This window comes from Pseudomonas sp. KBN12P06040 (genome assembly GCF_037574965.1).
In the GTDB taxonomy this organism is placed as follows: domain Bacteria; phylum Pseudomonadota; class Gammaproteobacteria; order Pseudomonadales; family Pseudomonadaceae; genus Pseudomonas; species Pseudomonas aeruginosa.
Genome location: NZ_JBBELS010000001.1, coordinates 4,253,845 through 4,270,686 on the forward strand (window position 1 = coordinate 4,253,845; position 16,842 = coordinate 4,270,686).

General features: G+C 66.5%; 19 protein-coding genes. 6 read left to right on the forward strand and 13 right to left on the reverse strand.

Annotation, left to right across the window (positions count from 1 at the left end; genetic code table 11):
• Window positions 1–91: 91 nt before the first annotated feature.
• From kefB to ycaC, 6 genes are all read right to left on the reverse strand, one after another.
• Window positions 92–1,933, reverse strand: coding sequence for a glutathione-regulated potassium-efflux system protein KefB (gene kefB / locus VQ067_RS19945; RefSeq protein WP_033990230.1), 1,842 nt, complete (start codon window positions 1,931–1,933; stop codon window positions 92–94).
• A 2-nt stretch (window positions 1,934–1,935) separates the two neighbouring features.
• Window positions 1,936–2,409, reverse strand: a complete 474-nt coding sequence (locus tag VQ067_RS19950) for an SRPBCC family protein (RefSeq protein WP_003082488.1) — start codon at window positions 2,407–2,409, stop codon at window positions 1,936–1,938.
• Window positions 2,410–2,568: 159 nt separating this feature from the next.
• The gene (locus VQ067_RS19955; protein ID WP_003145400.1) at window positions 2,569–3,516 is read right to left on the reverse strand and encodes a pirin family protein; all 948 of its coding nucleotides are present in this window, start codon (window positions 3,514–3,516) and stop codon (window positions 2,569–2,571) included.
• A gap of 26 nt (window positions 3,517–3,542) precedes the next feature.
• A complete protein-coding gene (locus VQ067_RS19960; RefSeq protein WP_003082483.1) occupies window positions 3,543–4,100 on the reverse strand; it encodes an NAD(P)H-dependent FMN reductase in 558 nt (185 codons plus the stop codon).
• A 27-nt stretch (window positions 4,101–4,127) separates the two neighbouring features.
• Window positions 4,128–4,535 (reverse strand): OsmC family protein, encoded by a 408-nt coding sequence (locus VQ067_RS19965; RefSeq protein ID WP_003082478.1) that lies wholly within the window; start codon window positions 4,533–4,535, stop codon window positions 4,128–4,130.
• Window positions 4,536–4,676: 141 nt separating this feature from the next.
• Complete coding sequence (ycaC, locus tag VQ067_RS19970) at window positions 4,677–5,294, reverse strand: isochorismate family cysteine hydrolase YcaC (RefSeq protein ID WP_003082476.1); 618 nt, start codon at window positions 5,292–5,294, stop codon at window positions 4,677–4,679.
• A gap of 300 nt (window positions 5,295–5,594) precedes the next feature.
• On the opposite strand from ycaC, the gene VQ067_RS19975 reads away from it, so the two are divergent.
• Entirely contained in the window at window positions 5,595–6,509 is a 915-nt protein-coding gene (locus VQ067_RS19975; RefSeq protein WP_003082475.1) for a LysR family transcriptional regulator, read from the forward strand.
• 7 nt (window positions 6,510–6,516) lie between these two features.
• Here the strand turns inward: VQ067_RS19975 and VQ067_RS19980 are convergent, their stop codons facing one another.
• The 5 genes from VQ067_RS19980 to ddaR all read right to left on the reverse strand — a co-directional run bounded on the left by VQ067_RS19980 (window position 6,517) and on the right by ddaR (window position 10,681).
• Window positions 6,517–7,179, reverse strand: a complete 663-nt coding sequence (locus tag VQ067_RS19980; RefSeq protein WP_003086626.1) for an O-methyltransferase — start codon at window positions 7,177–7,179, stop codon at window positions 6,517–6,519.
• Between the two features lie 19 nt (window positions 7,180–7,198).
• Window positions 7,199–7,732: a C40 family peptidase gene (locus tag VQ067_RS19985; RefSeq protein WP_003086623.1), complete on the reverse strand. Its 534-nt coding sequence runs from the start codon at window positions 7,730–7,732 to the stop codon at window positions 7,199–7,201.
• Window positions 7,733–7,814: 82 nt separating this feature from the next.
• Window positions 7,815–8,432, reverse strand: a complete 618-nt coding sequence (locus VQ067_RS19990; protein WP_003082470.1) for a C40 family peptidase — start codon at window positions 8,430–8,432, stop codon at window positions 7,815–7,817.
• 65 nt (window positions 8,433–8,497) lie between these two features.
• Window positions 8,498–9,268, reverse strand: a complete 771-nt coding sequence (locus VQ067_RS19995; protein ID WP_033990233.1) for an NAD-dependent deacylase — start codon at window positions 9,266–9,268, stop codon at window positions 8,498–8,500.
• Between the two features lie 12 nt (window positions 9,269–9,280).
• Complete coding sequence (gene ddaR, locus VQ067_RS20000; RefSeq protein WP_033990235.1) at window positions 9,281–10,681, reverse strand: transcriptional regulator DdaR; 1,401 nt, start codon at window positions 10,679–10,681, stop codon at window positions 9,281–9,283.
• 210 nt (window positions 10,682–10,891) lie between these two features.
• Here ddaR and ddaH point away from each other — a divergent pair, with 210 nt between their 5' ends.
• The gene (ddaH, locus tag VQ067_RS20005) at window positions 10,892–11,656 is read left to right on the forward strand and encodes a dimethylargininase (protein WP_003162635.1); all 765 of its coding nucleotides are present in this window, start codon (window positions 10,892–10,894) and stop codon (window positions 11,654–11,656) included.
• 104 nt (window positions 11,657–11,760) lie between these two features.
• Window positions 11,761–13,179, forward strand: coding sequence for a basic amino acid/polyamine antiporter (locus VQ067_RS20010; RefSeq protein ID WP_003082465.1), 1,419 nt, complete (start codon window positions 11,761–11,763; stop codon window positions 13,177–13,179).
• A 1-nt stretch (window position 13,180) separates the two neighbouring features.
• On the opposite strand, the gene VQ067_RS20015 is transcribed toward VQ067_RS20010, so the two are convergent.
• Together VQ067_RS20015 and ttcA are read right to left on the reverse strand one after the other, a co-directional pair.
• On the reverse strand, window positions 13,181–13,852 hold the full coding sequence (locus VQ067_RS20015) for a DNA-3-methyladenine glycosylase I (protein WP_033990238.1): 672 nt from the start codon (window positions 13,850–13,852) through the stop codon (window positions 13,181–13,183).
• Window positions 13,853–13,898: 46 nt separating this feature from the next.
• Entirely contained in the window at window positions 13,899–14,723 is an 825-nt protein-coding gene (ttcA, locus tag VQ067_RS20020; RefSeq protein ID WP_009315486.1) for a tRNA 2-thiocytidine(32) synthetase TtcA, read from the reverse strand.
• A 102-nt stretch (window positions 14,724–14,825) separates the two neighbouring features.
• Here ttcA and VQ067_RS20025 point away from each other — a divergent pair, with 102 nt between their 5' ends.
• The 3 genes from VQ067_RS20025 (at window position 14,826) to VQ067_RS20035 (ending at window position 16,842) form a co-directional block, all read left to right on the forward strand.
• On the forward strand, window positions 14,826–15,419 hold the full coding sequence (locus VQ067_RS20025; RefSeq protein ID WP_023103342.1) for a DNA-J related domain-containing protein: 594 nt from the start codon (window positions 14,826–14,828) through the stop codon (window positions 15,417–15,419).
• Window positions 15,420–15,577: 158 nt separating this feature from the next.
• Window positions 15,578–16,177 (forward strand): Yip1 family protein, encoded by a 600-nt coding sequence (locus VQ067_RS20030; protein WP_003082455.1) that lies wholly within the window; start codon window positions 15,578–15,580, stop codon window positions 16,175–16,177.
• Window positions 16,178–16,344: 167 nt separating this feature from the next.
• Entirely contained in the window at window positions 16,345–16,842 is a 498-nt protein-coding gene (locus VQ067_RS20035; protein WP_003140522.1) for a SprT family zinc-dependent metalloprotease, read from the forward strand.

A 16,842-nucleotide genomic window follows, 5' to 3' on the forward strand; every position in this document is an offset into this window, starting at 1 on the left:
CGGGTATCCCAACCTTCGTACTGCGATATCCGCAAAGTATGGACCCAGGCGTGGGAATCACCCATGCCGGCGTACCGGCATGGGTCGGGCGCTAGGACGCGCGGGAAGGTTTCTCCGGGGTCTCCACCGCTACCGCGCCACGGTCTTCCAACTGGTCGGTCTGGAACAGCGTCTCCAGCTCGACCCGCGCCTCGCGAGCGCTTTTGATCAGCGCGTCGCGGTCGTTGTAGAACAGGTGCTGGGAGGCCAGGACCTCTTCGTCGTGCCGACGGAAACGACGGATCCGCGCGTCCGCCTGTTCCTCGCTCAGACCCAGGCCGCAGAGCACCATGCGGCTCATCTCCAGGCTGGAGAAGAAGGTCTCGCGCACCGGCTCGACCCCGGCGTCGAGCAACAGGTGGACGTGCTGGCGGTTACGCGCGCGGGCGATGATCTTCAGGTGCGGATACAGCTTGCGCACGCGCTTGGCCGTCTCGATGTTGGTCTCCGGGTCATCGGTGGCGATGACGAAGAACTCGGCCTTCTCTACCTGGGCCGCGCGAAGGATCTCCGGGCGCATCGGGTCGCCGTAGAAGATCGGGATCGCGCCGAGGGTACGGGTCAGCTCGATGGTCTCCACCGAGGTGTCCAGGGCGATGAACGGCACGCGCTGGGCGCGCAGCACGCGAGCGACGATCTGGCCCATGCGGCCGACCCCGGCGATCACCACGCGCGGGGTGTCGTCGTTGTCGATGCGTTCCATTTCCGGCGGCGGCTTCGTCGCCTCCGGCTCCTTCGCCAGCAGGCGCGCGAGGCCGAGTACCAGCAACGGGGTCAGGGCCATCGACAGGGTGATGGAAAGCACCAGCAGGTTGTGCAGGTCGTTCTGGAACAGGCCCTGGTCGCGGGCCATCTTGAACACGACGAAGGCGAACTCGCCGCCGGCCGCCAGGACCACGCCCAGGCGCAGCGCCGAGGCCTTGTCGAGGCCGCCGGAAATGCGTCCGACGAAGTACAGCACCGGCGCCTTCAGGGCGATCAGCAGCACGGTCAGGCCGAGCACCATCCACGGCGACTTGAGCAGCAGGCTGATGTCCGCGCTCATCCCCACGCTGATGAAGAACAGGCCGAGCAACAGGCCCTTGAACGGCTCGATCTGCGCCTCCAGTTCGTGGCGGTACTCCGAGTCGGCCAGCAGCAGGCCGGCGAGGAAGGCACCGAGGGCCATGGACACGCCGGCCAGCTCCATCAGCAGCGCGGTGCCCATCACCACCAGCAGCGCGGTGGCGGTGGACATGTCCTGGAGCTTGGTCTGGGCGACGATGCGGAACACCGGGCGCAGCAGGTAGCGGCCGCCGACCACCACCGCGGCGATGCTGCCGACCACCTTGAGGGTCTGGGTCAGTTCGCTGCCGCCGGCGTCGCTGTGCGCACCGCTGAGCAGCGGGATCATGGCGATCAGCGGGATCGCCGCGATGTCCTGGAACAGCAGGATGGCGAAGGCCAGGCGGCCATGGGGCTGGGTCAGTTCCTTGCGCTCGGCGAGGATCTGCAGGCCGAAGGCGGTGGACGACAGCGCCAGGCCCAGGCCGAGCACCACCGCGCTGTTCACCGGTTGGTCGAAGCCGACCAGGGCCACGATGCCGATCACCACGCCGGTCAGCAGCACCTGCAGCAGGCCGACGCCGAACACCGACTTGCGCATCACCCACAGGCGCCGCGGCGACAGCTCCAGGCCGATGATGAACAGCAGCAGCACCACGCCCATCTCGGAGATCTGCGCGACGCTTTCCGGGTTGTCCACCAGGCCCAGCACGCTGGGACCGATCAGCACGCCGGCCAGCAGGTAGCCGAGCACCGCGCCCAGTTGCAGGCGCTTGGCCAGCGGCACCATGAACACCGCCGCGATCAGGAAGACCACGCCGGACTGGAGAAAACTGCTTCCGTGTTCCACGCTCAACTCCCGCTGGCGGCGCTGGCGCCGAACCGGTCGCGGATGGTGGCGATGGTCTCCACATCCATGGCGATATAGGCCTGCTTGACGAAGGCGTCGTAGGGCAGTTCGTCGCCCAGCGGCTGCAGGTAGCGGGTGCAGTAGGCGAAACGCACGAACAGCGAGCCGGGCTCCGGCTCCTCGATGGTCATGTCGAGGCTGCCGCCGGCCACCTCGGCGCTCGGCTTGATGCTGTAGTGGGCACTGTCCGGCGCCTTCAGCACGACTTCGTCCTCGACCACCAGACCCGGCAGGTACAGGCGCCGGTGCAGGCGGTCGCCGTCATCGACGAGGATCTCGAAACGCTCCAGGCCGACGACGAAATACTGTGGCTCGCGCGCACGGCAGACCAGGCCTTCCCAGAGTTGCAGCCGGTCGAGGACCGGCAGGTCGACAAGCGTCCGGTCGTTGACCTGGACCAGGTGTTCGAATTGCATGTGGCTCACTTCCTGTTCGGTGCATGCGATAGGCGAGTTCTGACCGGCGATGGGTGCAGAAAGTTTTCCCGCTGCCGGCGAATCGCCAGACCGCAGGTCCGCAACGATCGCCGACAGGCATTCGAGGACGCCGCCGGGGCCCCCGGCGGCACATCGACCTCACTCGGCGTCGATCTTCCAGGGAATCGGCGGAGCGCTCAAGCGCGGCCCTTCCAGGGCGTCGAGCCGGCCGAAGCGGGCATCCCCCTCCTCCCAGGCCTTCTGCGCCCGGGCGATCTCGCCCTTGCTGTGGCCGACGAAGTTCCACCACATGAAGATCTCCGCACCGAACGGTGCGCCACCCAGCAACAGCACCCGCGCGCCAGGGTCGAGTTGCAGTTGCAGGCCGTCGCGGCCGTCGCCCAGGTAGGCCAGTTCGTTCACCGCGAAATGCTCGCCGCCCACTTCCAACCCGCCTTCCAGCGGCAGCAGGCCGTACTCGAAGTGCGGGTCGAGCGTCAGTTGCAGGGTCGAGGCGTCGTGGCAGGCCAGGTCGGCACCGAGCAGCGGCGAGTAGAGCCGGCACGGCGCCTGTCGCCCGGCCAGCGCACCGGCCAGCAGGGTGAAGGTGACCCCCTGCTCCTGCCAGCGCGGCAGGTCGGGATGATGGTCGAAGGCCGGGGCGATGTCGCGCTGCTCGTAGGGCAGCGCGATCCACAACTGCGCGGCGTGGGCGTGGCGCTCGTCGGGCAGCGACTCCTCGGTGTGGGCGATGCCATGACCGGCGGTCATCAGGTTGACCTGGCCGGGGCGGATCACCTGGACGTTGCCCAGGCTGTCGCGGTGCAACGCCTCGCCCTGGATCATCCAGGTAAAGGTCTGCAGGCCGATGTGCGGGTGCGGGCCCACGGCCAGTCCGCCGCCAGGTTCGAATTCGGCGGGACCGGCATGGTCGAGGAAGCACCAGGCACCGATCATCCGCCGCTGGCGCGACGGCATCAGCCGACTGACGGTGATCCCGCCGCCGATTTCCGCGGCACGCGCGGTGACCCGTTGCAGCAGGTGTTCGCGGCGCTCCGGACAGTCCCGCGAGGAGGACAGGTCGCAACGCTCTTCGGTATTGCTCATGTTCAGGCTCTCCGGTGACGAGGCATTCAACCGCGCAGGCGGCGCACCCATAGCTGCAGGGCCTGCAACTGCTGCTGGATCAGCTCGCGCGCCTTGTCGTCGAGCAGCCGGCCCTGGGCGTCGAAGGCGTTCTGCGCGCTGGAGATCATCACTTCCGGCTTGTTCAGCGGATGAACGTCGAGGAACACCAGCGTCTGGCGCAAGTGATACTGCGCCCGCGCGGTGCCGAAACGCCCGGCACTGGCACCGAGGATCGCCGCCGGCTTGCCGGAGAACGGCTGCTCCGGCGGCCGCGAGGCCCAGTCGATGGCATTCTTCAGCACCCCGGCCATCGAATAGTTGTATTCCGGGGTGGCGAACAGCAGCGCGTCCGCCGCGCGGATCTGCTCGCGGAAGCGTTCCACCGCGGGCGGGAAGCCGAGGGCGTAGACGTCCTCGTTGTACAGCGGGATGCCGGAGATGTCCGCCAGCTCGATGCTCATGCCCGGCGGGACCAGGCCAATCGCCTCCTGCAGCGCCGCGCTGTTGTAGGAGCCGCTGCGCAGGCTGCCGGAAATGCCCAATACCTTGATGTCGTCGCTCATGCCGTGCTCCTCGTTGTGCGTGCGGGTTCAGTCGCGTAGCTGGCTGCTGACGCTGACCTCTCCGGAGAGTACACGATGGATCGGGCAGGCATTGGCGATCTCCAGCAGACGCTGGCGCTGCTCGGCGTCGAGATCGCCGGCCAGGCGGATGTCGCGGCGGATATGGGTGAAGGGCTCCGGCTTGGTGCGTTCCTCGACGATGTTCAGTTGCACGTCGATACCCTCCAGCGGCCACTCCTTGCGCTGCGCGTACATCGCCACGGTGATCGCCGTGCAGGCGCCCAGCGCCGAGAGCAGGATCTCGTGCGGCGAGGGACCGCTGTCGGCGCCGCCGAGGGCGGCCGGCACGTCGCTCAGCCACTGGTGGCTGTCGTCGCCGAGGGTCACGCGATAAGGGGTGGTGCCGAGGGAAGCGTTGACGACCTGGGTAGCCATGGGGTTTCTCCTGTGCATGGGGGCGTGCCGGAACCTCGGGTTCCGGCGAAGCGGCGTTCCGATGAAAACACCTGGACGGAAAACGACACAAGGCACCCGATGGTCGGAGTGCCTTGTGTCCGGGACAGCGGCGAAGCCGGCTTACTTCTTCGTGCCGAAGCTCTGGATCAGGTTGGCGTACGCCGGCAGGTGGCCGCCGAGGATGGCGCCGAAGCCTTCGATGTCGTTGCGCCAGTCGCGGTGCAGTTCGCAGCCGACGCTGAACCAGTTCATCAGTTGCGCGCCGGCGGCGGTCATGCGCGCCCAGGCGGCGTCGCGCACCACCGGGTTGAAGGTGCCGGAGGCGTCGGTGACGACGAATACGTCAAACCCCTCCTCCAGTGCCGAGAGGGTCGGGAAGGCTACGCAGACATCGGTCACCACGCCGGCGATGATCAGTTGCTTCTTGCCGGTGGCCTTGACTGCCTTGACGAAGTCCTCGTTGTCCCAGGCGTTGATGTTGCCGGGGCGGGCGATGTACGGGGCCTGCGGAAACATTTCCTTGAGTTCCGGCACCAGCGGGCCGTTGGGGCCATCCTCGAAGCTGGTGGTGAGGATGGTCGGCAGGTTGAAGAACCTGGCGATGTCGGCCAATGCCAGGACGTTGTTCTTGAACTCGTCCGGGCTGAAATCGCGGACCAGGGAGAGCAGGCCTGCCTGGTGGTCGACGAACAGCACCGCCGCATCGTTCTTGTCGAGTCGCTTGTAGGTGAAGGACATGGTGTTTCTCCGGTCTCGGGCGGCGTCCGTCGCCGCGCGGTGTGAAACGAAGCGCCTCCTGGGAGGCATGCATGGGCGGTCTCGGGAGCGCACGCCGCCCATCAAGAGTAGTGACAGCGACAGCGATTTACCGCCCGGCAAAATGCGAAAACGGTGTTCTCGATACCAGAACAATGCCATTCCCCGGGCGCGCTACGCTTGCCCTGCCATTGCCGTTCCTGCACGTTCGACGCGCGCGTCCCCTTACCAGGAGTTCTCCCGCATGCGACAGTCTGCCTCCCGATTGTTTCGAGATTCGCCATGAGCCTGCGCCTTGAAGACATACAGGCCTTCCTCAACGTGGTCGAGCTGGGCAGCATCAGCGCCGCCGCCGAACGCATGAGCCTGTCCAAGTCCGTGATCAGCAAACGCGTCAGCGACCTGGAGCGCCACCTCGGCGTGCGCCTGCTCTACCGCTCGACGCGCAACGTCGAGCCGACCGAGGCCGGCGGCTTCTTCTACAAGTCGGCCAAGGCCTCGCTGCAGGACCTGAACAACGCCGCGGAAAGCGTGGCCCTGCGCGAGAACGACCTGTGCGGGGAATTGCGGGTGATGGCGCCGATGAGCTTCGGCACGCTCTGGCTGGGGCCGCTGGTGATGGAATTCATGGCGCGCAACCCGCGCCTGGAAGTGGTCCTGCAACTGGACGACCGGATCGTCGACTTCGAGAAGGAAGGCTACGACCTGGCGATCCGCATCACCCGCCTGCAGGACAGCTCGCTGATCGCCCGCCAACTGGGCACCAGCCGCCGGGTAGTGTGTTGCAGCCCGGAATACCTGGAACGGCACGGCCCGCTGCAACGCATCGAAGACATTCTCTGCCATCCCTGCATCGGCTACAGCCACAACACCCCGTCGCAGCTGTGGAGCTTCGAGCCGCGGGTGGCCGGCGAGCCGGCGCGGATGATCACCCCGCGCGGACGCTTCAACACCAACAACGGTCAGACCATGCGCGACGCCGCGGTGCGTGGCCTGGGCCTGGCGATGCTGCCGCTGTTCATCGCCGCCGAAGACCTGGCCGCCGGCCGGCTGGTCGAGGCCCTGCCCCAGGAGCGGCCGCTGGACGACCTGATCTATGCCATGTATTCGCGAGCGGCAACCCTCTCGCCGAAAGTGAAGCTGTTCGTCCAGTTTCTCCAGCAGGCCCTGGGCAGCCCGCCGTGGGGCGTGCGCTGAGCCTCGCTCAGCGCTTGCGACAGACGCTCAGCCCGTCGCCGATCGGCAGCAGCGAGTAGTCCACCCGCGCGTCGTTCTTCAGCGCCAGGTTGAGCTGCTGGATGCCGCGGGTATCCGCACTCTTCGGCTGCGCTTCGAGCACCCGGCCGCTCCACAGCACGTTGTCGAAAAGCACCAGCCCACCCTGGCGCACCAGCGCCAGCGCGGCTTCCAGGTATTCGGGGTAGTTGGCCTTGTCGGCGTCGATGAAGGCCAGGTCGAATTGCCCGGCCAGGCCTTCGTCGAGCAACGCACGCAGGGTTTCCAGGGCGGGCCCGAGGCGCAGCTCGATGCGCTCCTCGACAGCGGCTTCGCGCCAGTAGCGGCGCGCGGTGAGATGATAGTCGCCGGGCAGGTCGCAACAGGTAAGACGCCCCTGCTCGCCAAGGGCGGTAGCCATGCACAGGGCGCTGTAGCCGGTGAAGGTGCCGACCTCCAGCGCCCGCCGCGCACCGATCAGGGTCAGCAGCAAGGCGATGAACTGGCCCTGCTCGGGGGCGATCTGCCAGCGCGCGTTGGGCAGCTTCGCGGTTTCCTCGCGCAGGCGGGTCATCAGCGGGGTTTCCCGCAGCGAAACGTCCAGCAGGTAGCGGTAGAGGTTGTCGTCGAGGTTGAGGGTGCGGGTGGTCATCGGCCCTGACCTCCCCGCCTCAGGGCATCCGCGCCAAGGGCGACGGCGCGACCAGCACGCGCTTGGCGTCCAGGTACGCGCGTTGCCAGTAGCTGTTCTGCAGGCTGTCCAGGCGCACCGTGCCGCCGGTGCGCGGCGCATGCACGAAGCGACCCTCGCCGACGTAGATGCCGGCATGGCTCACGGTGCGTCCACCGGAGGTGGCGAAGAACACCAGGTCGCCGGTCTGCAGGGCCTGCACCGGCACGCTGGGCGCGCGCATGGAAATCATCTCGCGGGTCGAGCGCGGCAGCTTGATGCCGGTCATGTCGCGGTAGACGAAGTTGATCAGGCCGCTGCAATCGAAGCCCGAATCGGGCGTGTTGCCGCCCCAGCGGTAGGGCGTGCCGACCAGGCCGAGGGCACGGAACAGCACATCGTCGGCGGCGGGCGAGAAATTCGTCGCCGGACGGAATACGACCTGTTTGGCGGGCGCGGGGGGCGGCGCTTTGCTGGCGCAGGCGGTAAGCAGCGCAGCAAAGGCGAGGATCGAGAATCGGGCCAGTGCATGCATAGTGGAAGCCTTCCTGGTGAGGAATGCTTCCACTTTGCTACGACAAGGAGTTAAACGCAATACTTAAAGTAAAACTTTAAGTTTAGCGCTTGCTCGTCAGGGCGTCCTTGTAGCCGGGTTCGAGCACCCGCTTGGCTTCCATGTAGCTCAGGCTCCAGTAGCTGGAGTCCAGGCTGTCCACCCGCACCCCGCCGCCGCGACGGCTGGCGGAATGGATGAACTGGCCATCGCCGATGTAGATGCCGGCGTGGCTGACGCGGCCACGGCCACGGTTGTTGAAGAACAGCAGGTCGCCCGGCTGCAGCTCGTCCTTGGAGACCAGCGGCACGTCCATATCGATGAGTTCGCGGGTGGAGCGCGGCAGCTTGATGCCGGCCTCCTCGCGGAACAGGTAGCCGACGAAGCCGCTGCAATCGAAGCCTTTCGCCGTCGTACCGCCGAAACGGTACGGCGTACCGATCAGTTCGAAAGCGCGCTCGAGGATGCTGGACGCCAGCGCAGGCGTACCAGCCGATGAATTGTCCGCCCCTTCGTCCTCAACATCCTGCCAAGCGATCGCGTCGCGTTCGACGTCGATGCTGCTCTTGGCTGCGGTCGGCTCTTTGGCGACCTGCGGCTCCGGCGAATGGCTGGCGCAAGCGGCCAGCAGCAGAACGAAACTCATGGGCACGAGGGGTGCTAAGCGTTTAAGCATGGGCACGACCGTGTCTCATTAGTTTTACTAGCGGGCTAATTTGCCTTCTCGATCAATCCTATGCAAGTTTTTTATCGATAAATGTGACTTACCACCTGCGGCATGATGTCTAAGGCTCGTCCTGTCATTTTCACATCGACCCGCTCGCTGAGCTCGGTCACGCCAGGATTCACCTCCGCGGTGAAGCCTCCCGCCTGCCGCGTGCGCAGCACCGGTTCGACGATATAGGGGAAGCTCGCGGTGGTTCCCACCACCAGCACCGCATCGAAGCCTTTGCGCAATTCGCGGTACAGGGTATCGATCGCCTCTTCCGGCAACATTTCCTCGAACAGCACCACCGGCGGCCGCAGCACCCCACCGCAAGCGGCGCAGCGCGGCGGCAACTGGCCGTGCAGATGCTCCTCCAGGCCGCCGCTCTCGGCACCGCAGGACTGGCAGTAGAGCGGCGCCAGTTCGCCATGGATCTCGATCAGCCGCTCGGCCGGCGAGCCGGCCTGGCGATGGAAGCCGTCGATGTTCTGGGTCAGCACCCAGCATTCCGGTTTGTGCTTCTGCAACTCGGCGATGGCTTCGTGGCCGGCGTTGGGTCGGGCCGCCAGGCAAGCCTTGCCGAGTTCCGCGAGGTACTTCCAGCACAGCGCCGGATCGCGCCGCAGCATCGGTCCGGAAAGTGCCGCCTCGATCGGCAGGCCCTCTTCCGTGCGACCGTTGTAGAGACCGCCGAGGCCGCGATAGGTGGGCATACCGGAGTCCGCGGAGAGGCCGGCGCCGGTGATGACCAGGATGCGTTCGGCGCGCCGCAGGGCCTGGGCGACGGTGGCGATCGGGCTGTGGCTGTCCATGGTTGGCTCCTGTCAGGCTGGCGGATCGAGGGAAGCCGGCAAGCCGAGCCGGCGCATGCGCCCGAGCAGGGTCGTGCGCGGAATCCGCAACCGGGCGGCGGCCCGGGAGAGATTGCCGCGCGCCTGGCGCAAGGCGTCTTCTATCAGGTTGCGCTCCTGTTGCGCCAGCGCCTCGCGCAGGCCTCCGACCGCCGCGCTGTTCATCGAGCGCGCGGCCTCGCCGCCCACGGCCTCGGCGCCGTCGTCGGCGAACGCCACCTCATCCAGCAGTGCGCCGCCCTCCCCGTGCAGCAACAGGCTGCGCCGGATCACGTTTTCCAGTTGCCGGACGTTGCCCGGCCAGTCGCAGGCCAGCAACTGCGCCAGCGCCCGCTCGCCAAGAGCGGTGACACGCGGGTTGAGGCTGCGCGCATCGCGACGGACGAACGCCCGTGCCAGCAGTTCCACATCGCCGGGGCGCTCGCGCAGCGGCGGGATGCACAGGCTGCCCACGTCCAGACGGTAGTACAGGTCCTCGCGCAGGCGTCCCTCGGCGATCGCCTGGCGCGGCGGCTGGTTGCTCGCCGCGATCAGGCGTACATCGGCCCGCTGCGGGCTCAGACTGCCCAGAGGCAGGTAGCTGCCGTCCTGCAGGACCCGCAGCAGCTTGCTCTGCATGGCCATCGGCATGGAATTGATCTCGTCGAGGAACAAGCTGCCGCCCTGCGCCAGGGCGAACATGCCCTTGCGGTTCTCGGCGCCGGTGAAAGCGCCGCGGGTGGTGCCGAACAGGGTACTTTCCAGCAGCGTCTCGGGAATCGCCGCGCAGTTCAGGCTGATCATCGGACCGCTGCGTCGCGGGCTCAGGGCATGGGCGCGACGGGCGAACAGTTCCTTGCCGGTGCCGGTCTCGCCATGGATCAGCAGCGGCAGGTCGGTGGCCGCGAAGACGTCCAGGCGCTGCAACTGCCGCAGCAGGCTCGGCGCCACGCTCAGGATGTTCGGGCAATCCGCCGGGCCTGCGGCCTCTTCGGTCTCGGCGACGACTTCGCCGAGCTCCATCGCGCCGAGCAGGGAACCGTCGCGCCCGCGCAGCGGGATCGCCCGGTGGCGATACTGCAACAGCTCGCCGCCGGCCCCCACGTAGGCCTGCAGCGTATCGATCGACGGCCGCCCTTCGGCCAGGCAACGCAACAGCGTGCTTTGCTCGGCCGCCAGCCAGGGAGCGCTCTGCAACAGGTGCATGCCCAGCGCCCGCTGCGGGTCGAGACCATCGAGCAGGCCGCTGGCACGGTTGTAGTAGACGAAGCGACCGGAGGGGTCGACCACCGTGACCGGTTGCCGCAGGCCGTCGAAAATCGGCGCCAGGCAGTCCACCAACCAGGCCAGTTCACCGCTTCGCGTGGAAATCGTCGGCTCCTCGACAAGCGCCATGCTCTCCCCCTCGGTTTCCCGGATGTCGAAATCTCGTCAGTTGTCCCATCTTCGACGCAGCGCGACCGAGCATCCTTGGCGTGGATCAACCAAGTCCTCGGAAAACCAGGAAAATCCTCCGATTTATCAAGGATTTCCAAGGCAATTCCCGGGCGTTGGCTGGCGCGTGGCTTGCAACGACCTCGTCGTCCCCACACGAGGAAAATCGTCATGTTCAAGCACATCATCGCTCGCACGCCCGCCCGCAGCCTGGTCGACGGCCTGACCTCCAGCCACCTCGGCAAGCCGGACTACGCCAAGGCCCTGGAGCAGCACAACGCCTACATCCGCGCCTTGCAGACCTGCGACGTGGACATCACCCTGCTGCCGCCGGACGAACGCTTCCCCGACTCGGTGTTCGTCGAGGACCCGGTGCTCTGCACCTCGCGCTGCGCCATCATCACCCGCCCCGGCGCCGAATCGCGGCGCGGCGAGACCGAGATCATCGAGGAAACCGTGCAGCGCTTCTATCCGGGCAAGGTCGAGCGCATCGAGGCACCCGGCACGGTGGAAGCCGGCGACATCATGATGGTCGGCGACCACTTCTACATCGGCGAATCGGCCCGCACCAACGCCGAGGGCGCTCGGCAGATGATCGCGATCCTGGAGAAACATGGCCTCAGCGGCTCGGTGGTGCGCCTGGAAAAGGTCCTGCACCTGAAGACCGGGCTCGCCTACCTGGAACACAACAACCTGCTGGCCGCCGGCGAGTTCGTCAGCAAGGCGGAGTTCCAGGACTTCAACATCATCGAGATCCCCGAAGAGGAGTCCTACGCAGCCAACTGCATCTGGGTCAACGAAAGGGTGATCATGCCCGCCGGCTATCCCCGGACCCGCGAGAAGATCGCCCGCCTCGGCTACCGGGTGATCGAAGTGGACACCTCCGAATATCGCAAGATCGACGGCGGCGTCAGTTGCATGTCGCTGCGCTTCTGAACCATGCCGCGGCGGACCGACCCGCCGCCTCCCGCCGTCGCACCCCGGCGCAGGCTCCGCCTGCGCCTGGCGCGACATACCGGATGCAGTTTCGGAGGTGCCACATGGCCGATTCGGACAAGGGAAAACTGGGGCTGCCGGCGCTGACCGCGCTGGTGGTGGGCGGCATCATCGGCAGCGGCATCTTCAGCCTGCCGCAGAACATGGCTGAAGGCGCAGGCGCCGGCGCGATCCTGATCGCCTGGGCGATCACCTTCGTCGGCATGCTGACCCTGACGCGGATATTCCAGTGGCTGTCGACCACCCGCCCCGAACTGGACGACGGCGTCTACGGCTACGCCCGCGAAGGCTTCGGCGAATACCTGGGGTTCAATGCCGCCTGGGGCTACTGGATTTCCGCCTGGGTCGGCAACGCCGGCTACCTAGTGGTGCTGTTCAGCGCCCTCGGCTCGTTCGGCGCGCTGGCCTTCTTCGGCGACGGAACCACCTGGCCGGCGCTGCTCGGCGAATTGACGGTGCTCTGGCTGATGCATGCCTTCGTCCTCCACGGCGTGCACAACGCGGCGATCACCAACGCCATCGTGACCCTCGCCAAGGTGGTGCCGATCGCCCTGTTCATCCTCTGCGTAGCCCTGGCCTTCCGCATCGAGACCTTTCACCTGGACTTCTGGGGCAGCCCGGCCCTGGGCAGCGTCACCCGCCAGGTGGAAACCACCATGCTCTACACCGTCTGGGTATTCCTCGGCATTGAGAGCGCCACGGTCTATGCCAGCCACGCGCGGCACGCGGCCGATGTCAGCCGTGCAACCCTGCTCGGCTTCGTGGTCACCCTGCTGTTGCTGGTCTGCGTCTCGGTGCTGTCGCTGGGCGTGGTGCCGCAGCACGAACTGGCGCAGATGAAGAACCCCTCGATGGCCCAGGTGATGGCCGCGGCGGTGGGCCCCTGGGGCGCCACGCTGATCAACGTCGGGCTGATCGTTTCGGTCGGCGGCGCGCTGCTGGCCTGGACCATGCTCGCGGTGGAAATGCTCTACCTGGCCAGCCGTGGCCCAACGCACACCGCGCCGGCACTGTTCGGCCGCACCAATGCGGTGGAAACCCCAGCGCCGGCACTGTGGCTGACCAGCACGCTGATCTCTGCGCTGCTGCTGGTGGCCTTCCTCAACGCCTCGGGCTACAACGCGCTGATCCAGTTGGCCACCTCGATGGCGCTGATCCCCTACCTGCTCTGCGCCGGCTTCTGCCTGAAGCTGGTGGCGCGCCGCCCGCACTCGGGCGCGATGCTGGCGCTGGCGCTGTTGGGGACGCTCTACGGGGTTTGGCTGATCTACGCCGCCGGGCTGAAATACCTGCTGCTGTCGATGATCCTCTACGCGCCGGGCCTCGGCTTCTTCCTGCATGCCCGTCGCCAGCGCGGCCTGCCGGCGTTCGGCAATCGCGCCGAAGGCAGCGTCGCGGCGCTGGTGCTGGTCCTCGCGCTGGCGGCGCTGTGGATGATCGGCAGCGGTCGGCTGAGCCTCTAGCTCAGTGATTGACCGTATGCGCCAGCATCACCGACAGCTGGCACAGCGGCCGACCGCTCTCCTCGCGCCACTGGTTGAAGGCTCCCTGGACGGCCGCCAGGTCCTTGAGGCTGGTGGGCGGTTTGTCGATGATCTCCTGGGCCTTCAGCGCGGCGACCATGTCGTCGCTGGAAATGAAGGTGTCCTTGCCGGCCATCCGCAGGAAACGCGGCGCCGACAAGCCGCCGAGCTGGTTGCCGCGCTTGCTCAGCAGCTTCCACAGGCCGACGATGTCGGTTTCCGGCCAATCCGCGAGGAAGTTGCCGAAGCTGCCATGCTCGCGGGCCAGGTCGAGCACCATCTGCGCATTGCGCGGCACGCTCTTGAGCTTGCCCAGGTGGCGGATCAGGCGGGCGTCCTGCATCAGCCGCTCGAGATGCTCGGCGCTCATGAGCACGACCTTCTGCGGATCGAAGCCGAAGAACACTTCCTCGAAGGCCGGCCACTTGGCGTCCACCAGGCTGTGCTTGAGGCCGGCGCGGAAGATCCGCAGGCTGATCAGCGACAGGTAGCGGTCGTCACCCACCGTGCGCAGCTCGGCGGCGCTCTTCGGCTGCGGCAGGCGCGCTTCCAGCGCCTCCCTGGAGCCGAAGCGGTTCAGGCAGTATTCGTACATCCAGGCGTAGTCGCGCATCGGGAATCCTTGCAGACCGTAGGGAAGAACTGACCGGCGGCGCGGCTCAGAGGTTCATCACGTCGAGGAAGCGCGGCGCGGCGTTCTCGTCGATGCGCAGGTTGGCGAAGTCGAACAGGTTGCGGTCGGCCAGTTGCGACGGCACCACGTTCTGCAGGGCGCGGAACATGATCTCGGTACGCCCCGGCGATTTGCGTTCCCATTCCAGCAGCATTTCCTTGACCACCTGGCGCTGCAGGTTCTCCTGCGAACCGCAGAGGTTGCAGGGGATGATCGGGAACTCCTTGAGCTGGGAATAGGCCTCGATGTCCTTCTCGCTGCAATAGGCCAGCGGCCGGATCACCACGTTGCGCCCGTCGTCGGCCAGCAGCTTCGGCGGCATGGCCTTCAGGGTGCCGCCGTAGAACATGTTGAGGAAGAAGGTCTCGAGGATGTCGTCGCGATGGTGACCGAGAGCCATCTTGGTCGCGCCGATCTCGTCGGCGAAGGTGTACAGCGTGCCGCGGCGCAGGCGCGAGCACAGCGAGCAGGTGGTCTTGCCTTCCGGGATCTTCTCCTTGACCACCGAGTAGGTGTCCTTCTCGACGATGTGGTACTCCACGCCGATCGACTTCAGGTACTCCGGCAGGACGTGCTCGGGAAAACCGGGCTGCTTCTGGTCCATGTTCACCGCGACGATCTCGAAGCGGATCGGCGCGACCTTCTGCAGGTAGAGCAGGATGTCGAGCATGGTGTAGCTGTCCTTGCCGCCGGACAGGCAGACCATGACCTTGTCGCCATCCTCGATCATGTTGAAGTCGGTGATGGCCTCGCCGGCCAGGCGGCGCAGGCGCTTCTGCAGTTTGTTCTGATTGACCGAAAGGGTGCCCATGGTGCTCTGGAATCCGGGTGTTCGAGGAGAAAAGCTGGCTATTTTACGCACAAAGCGACGCCGACCCCAGCCCCTCCCGACGCCCGATGCTAGTCTTGCCCCATGACTCCCGACCTCGACCACCGCCTCGACCTCGCCGAGCAGATCCTCTGCCTGCTGCGCGAGCATCCCGAGGGGCTTTCCGAATACCAGTTGATCCAGCTGCTGAAGGCCCGCCATTCGACGCATATCCCCCATCGCGAACTGGCCGACAAGCTGGTGCTGTTCCGCACCCATTTCCTCCTGTTCAACGCGCTCTACCACCTGCGCGACCACCTCTGGGCCGAGCGCGAGGCGCACCTGGAGATCAGCCCGCTGAGCCTGCGCCTGCATCCTTACGTGGATGGCACGCAGGCGCTGGAACAGGGCGATCCGCTGCGCGACTACTACCTCGACCTGCGCCACCTGGGAGAGACCAGCGAGGCCGACGTCGAGCGGCTGCTGCAGAGTTTCTGGACGCGCATGCAGGGCAGCGAGGAGAAGGCTGCCGCCCTCGCCCTGTTCGAGCTGGAGGGCGCGGTCGACTATCCCGCCATCAAGCTGCGCTACCGGCAACTGGTCAGCCAGCACCATCCCGACCGCGGCGGCAGCACTGCGCGCCTGCAATCGATCAACAAGGCGATGGAAATACTGCAACGCTATTACAGCCGGCCGTGAAGCTTCGATTTGCTCTAACCCCGCGAGCGACGCGGGGTCGGGCCGTTCCTATACTGCGACATAAGGTCGCATAGGTCGGCCGAGCACCGGGTGGCGCTGTCCATGCGCGCCCGGCGCTTCGCTGGGGGGCGACCACATAAGAACGAGGAGGAAACGGCATGATCCATCATGTATGGGGGCTCTTCACCCATCCCGATCAGGAATGGCAGGAAATCCGTGGCGAAGAAGAAAGCATCAGCCACATGTACCTGACCCACATCCTGATCCTGGCTGCCATTCCGGCGATTTCCGCCTATATCGGCACGACCCAGGTCGGCTGGGTGGTCGGCGGCGGCGATCCGGTCAAGCTGACCCAGGCCAGCGCGTTGCAGATGACGGTCCTCACCTACCTGGCGATGCTCGCCGGGGTGGCGGTGATGGGCGCGTTCATCCACTGGATGGCGCGGACCTACGACGCCAACCCGAGCCTGACCCAGTGCATCGTGTTCGCCGCCTACAACGCCACGCCGCTGTTCATCGCCGGGCTGGCGGCGCTGTATCCGCACCTCTGGCTGGGAATGATCGTCGGGGTGGCGGCGATCAGCTACACGGTCTACCTGCTCTACGTAGGGATTCCCACCTTCATGAACATCCACAAGGACGAAGGCTTCCTGTTCTCCAGCTCGGTGCTGGCGGTGGGCCTGGTGGTGCTGGTGGCGATGATCGCCCTGTCGGTGATCCTCTGGGGCAGCGGGGTCGGCCCGGAATACACCAGCTGACGTCCAGCGAACGCATCGTACGACCGGGCCGCGGGCAACCGCCGCCCGGTTTTTTCTTGCCCGCCGCCGCGCTTGCCTGATCCTGCACCCCGGACGAGCGGTCGTCCCGACGCCTGCGCCCGCCCTCCTGTCTCCGGCATAATCGCCCGCTGCTGGAGTCTTCCCGAATGCCCGAACACCTCAACGCCCGCGTCGAGGCCTGCTATCGGCAGGCCGAACACTTCTTCCAACGCAGCTTCCCCCGCCCGACCGTCAGCTTCCGCCTGCGCGGCCAGAAAGCCGGGGTCGCCCATCTCGACGAGAACCTGCTGCGCTTCAATCCCCAGCTGTACCGCGAGAACCGCGAGCACTTCCTGGAACAGACCGTGGCCCACGAAGTCGCGCACCTGATCGCGCACCAGTTGTTCGGCCCGCGCATCCGCCCCCACGGCGAGGAGTGGCAGTTGATCATGCGCGGCATCTACGGCCTGCCGCCGGACCGCTGCCACACCTACGCGGTCAAGCGCCGCGCCACCACCCGCTACCTGTACCGCTGCCATTGCCCGGAGCACAACGAGTTCCCGTTCTCCCCGCAACGCCACACCCTGGTGGCCAAGGGGCGCCGCTACTACTGCCGGCGCTGCAAGGCGACCCTGGTGTTCACCGGCGAAGTGCTCCGCGAGTGA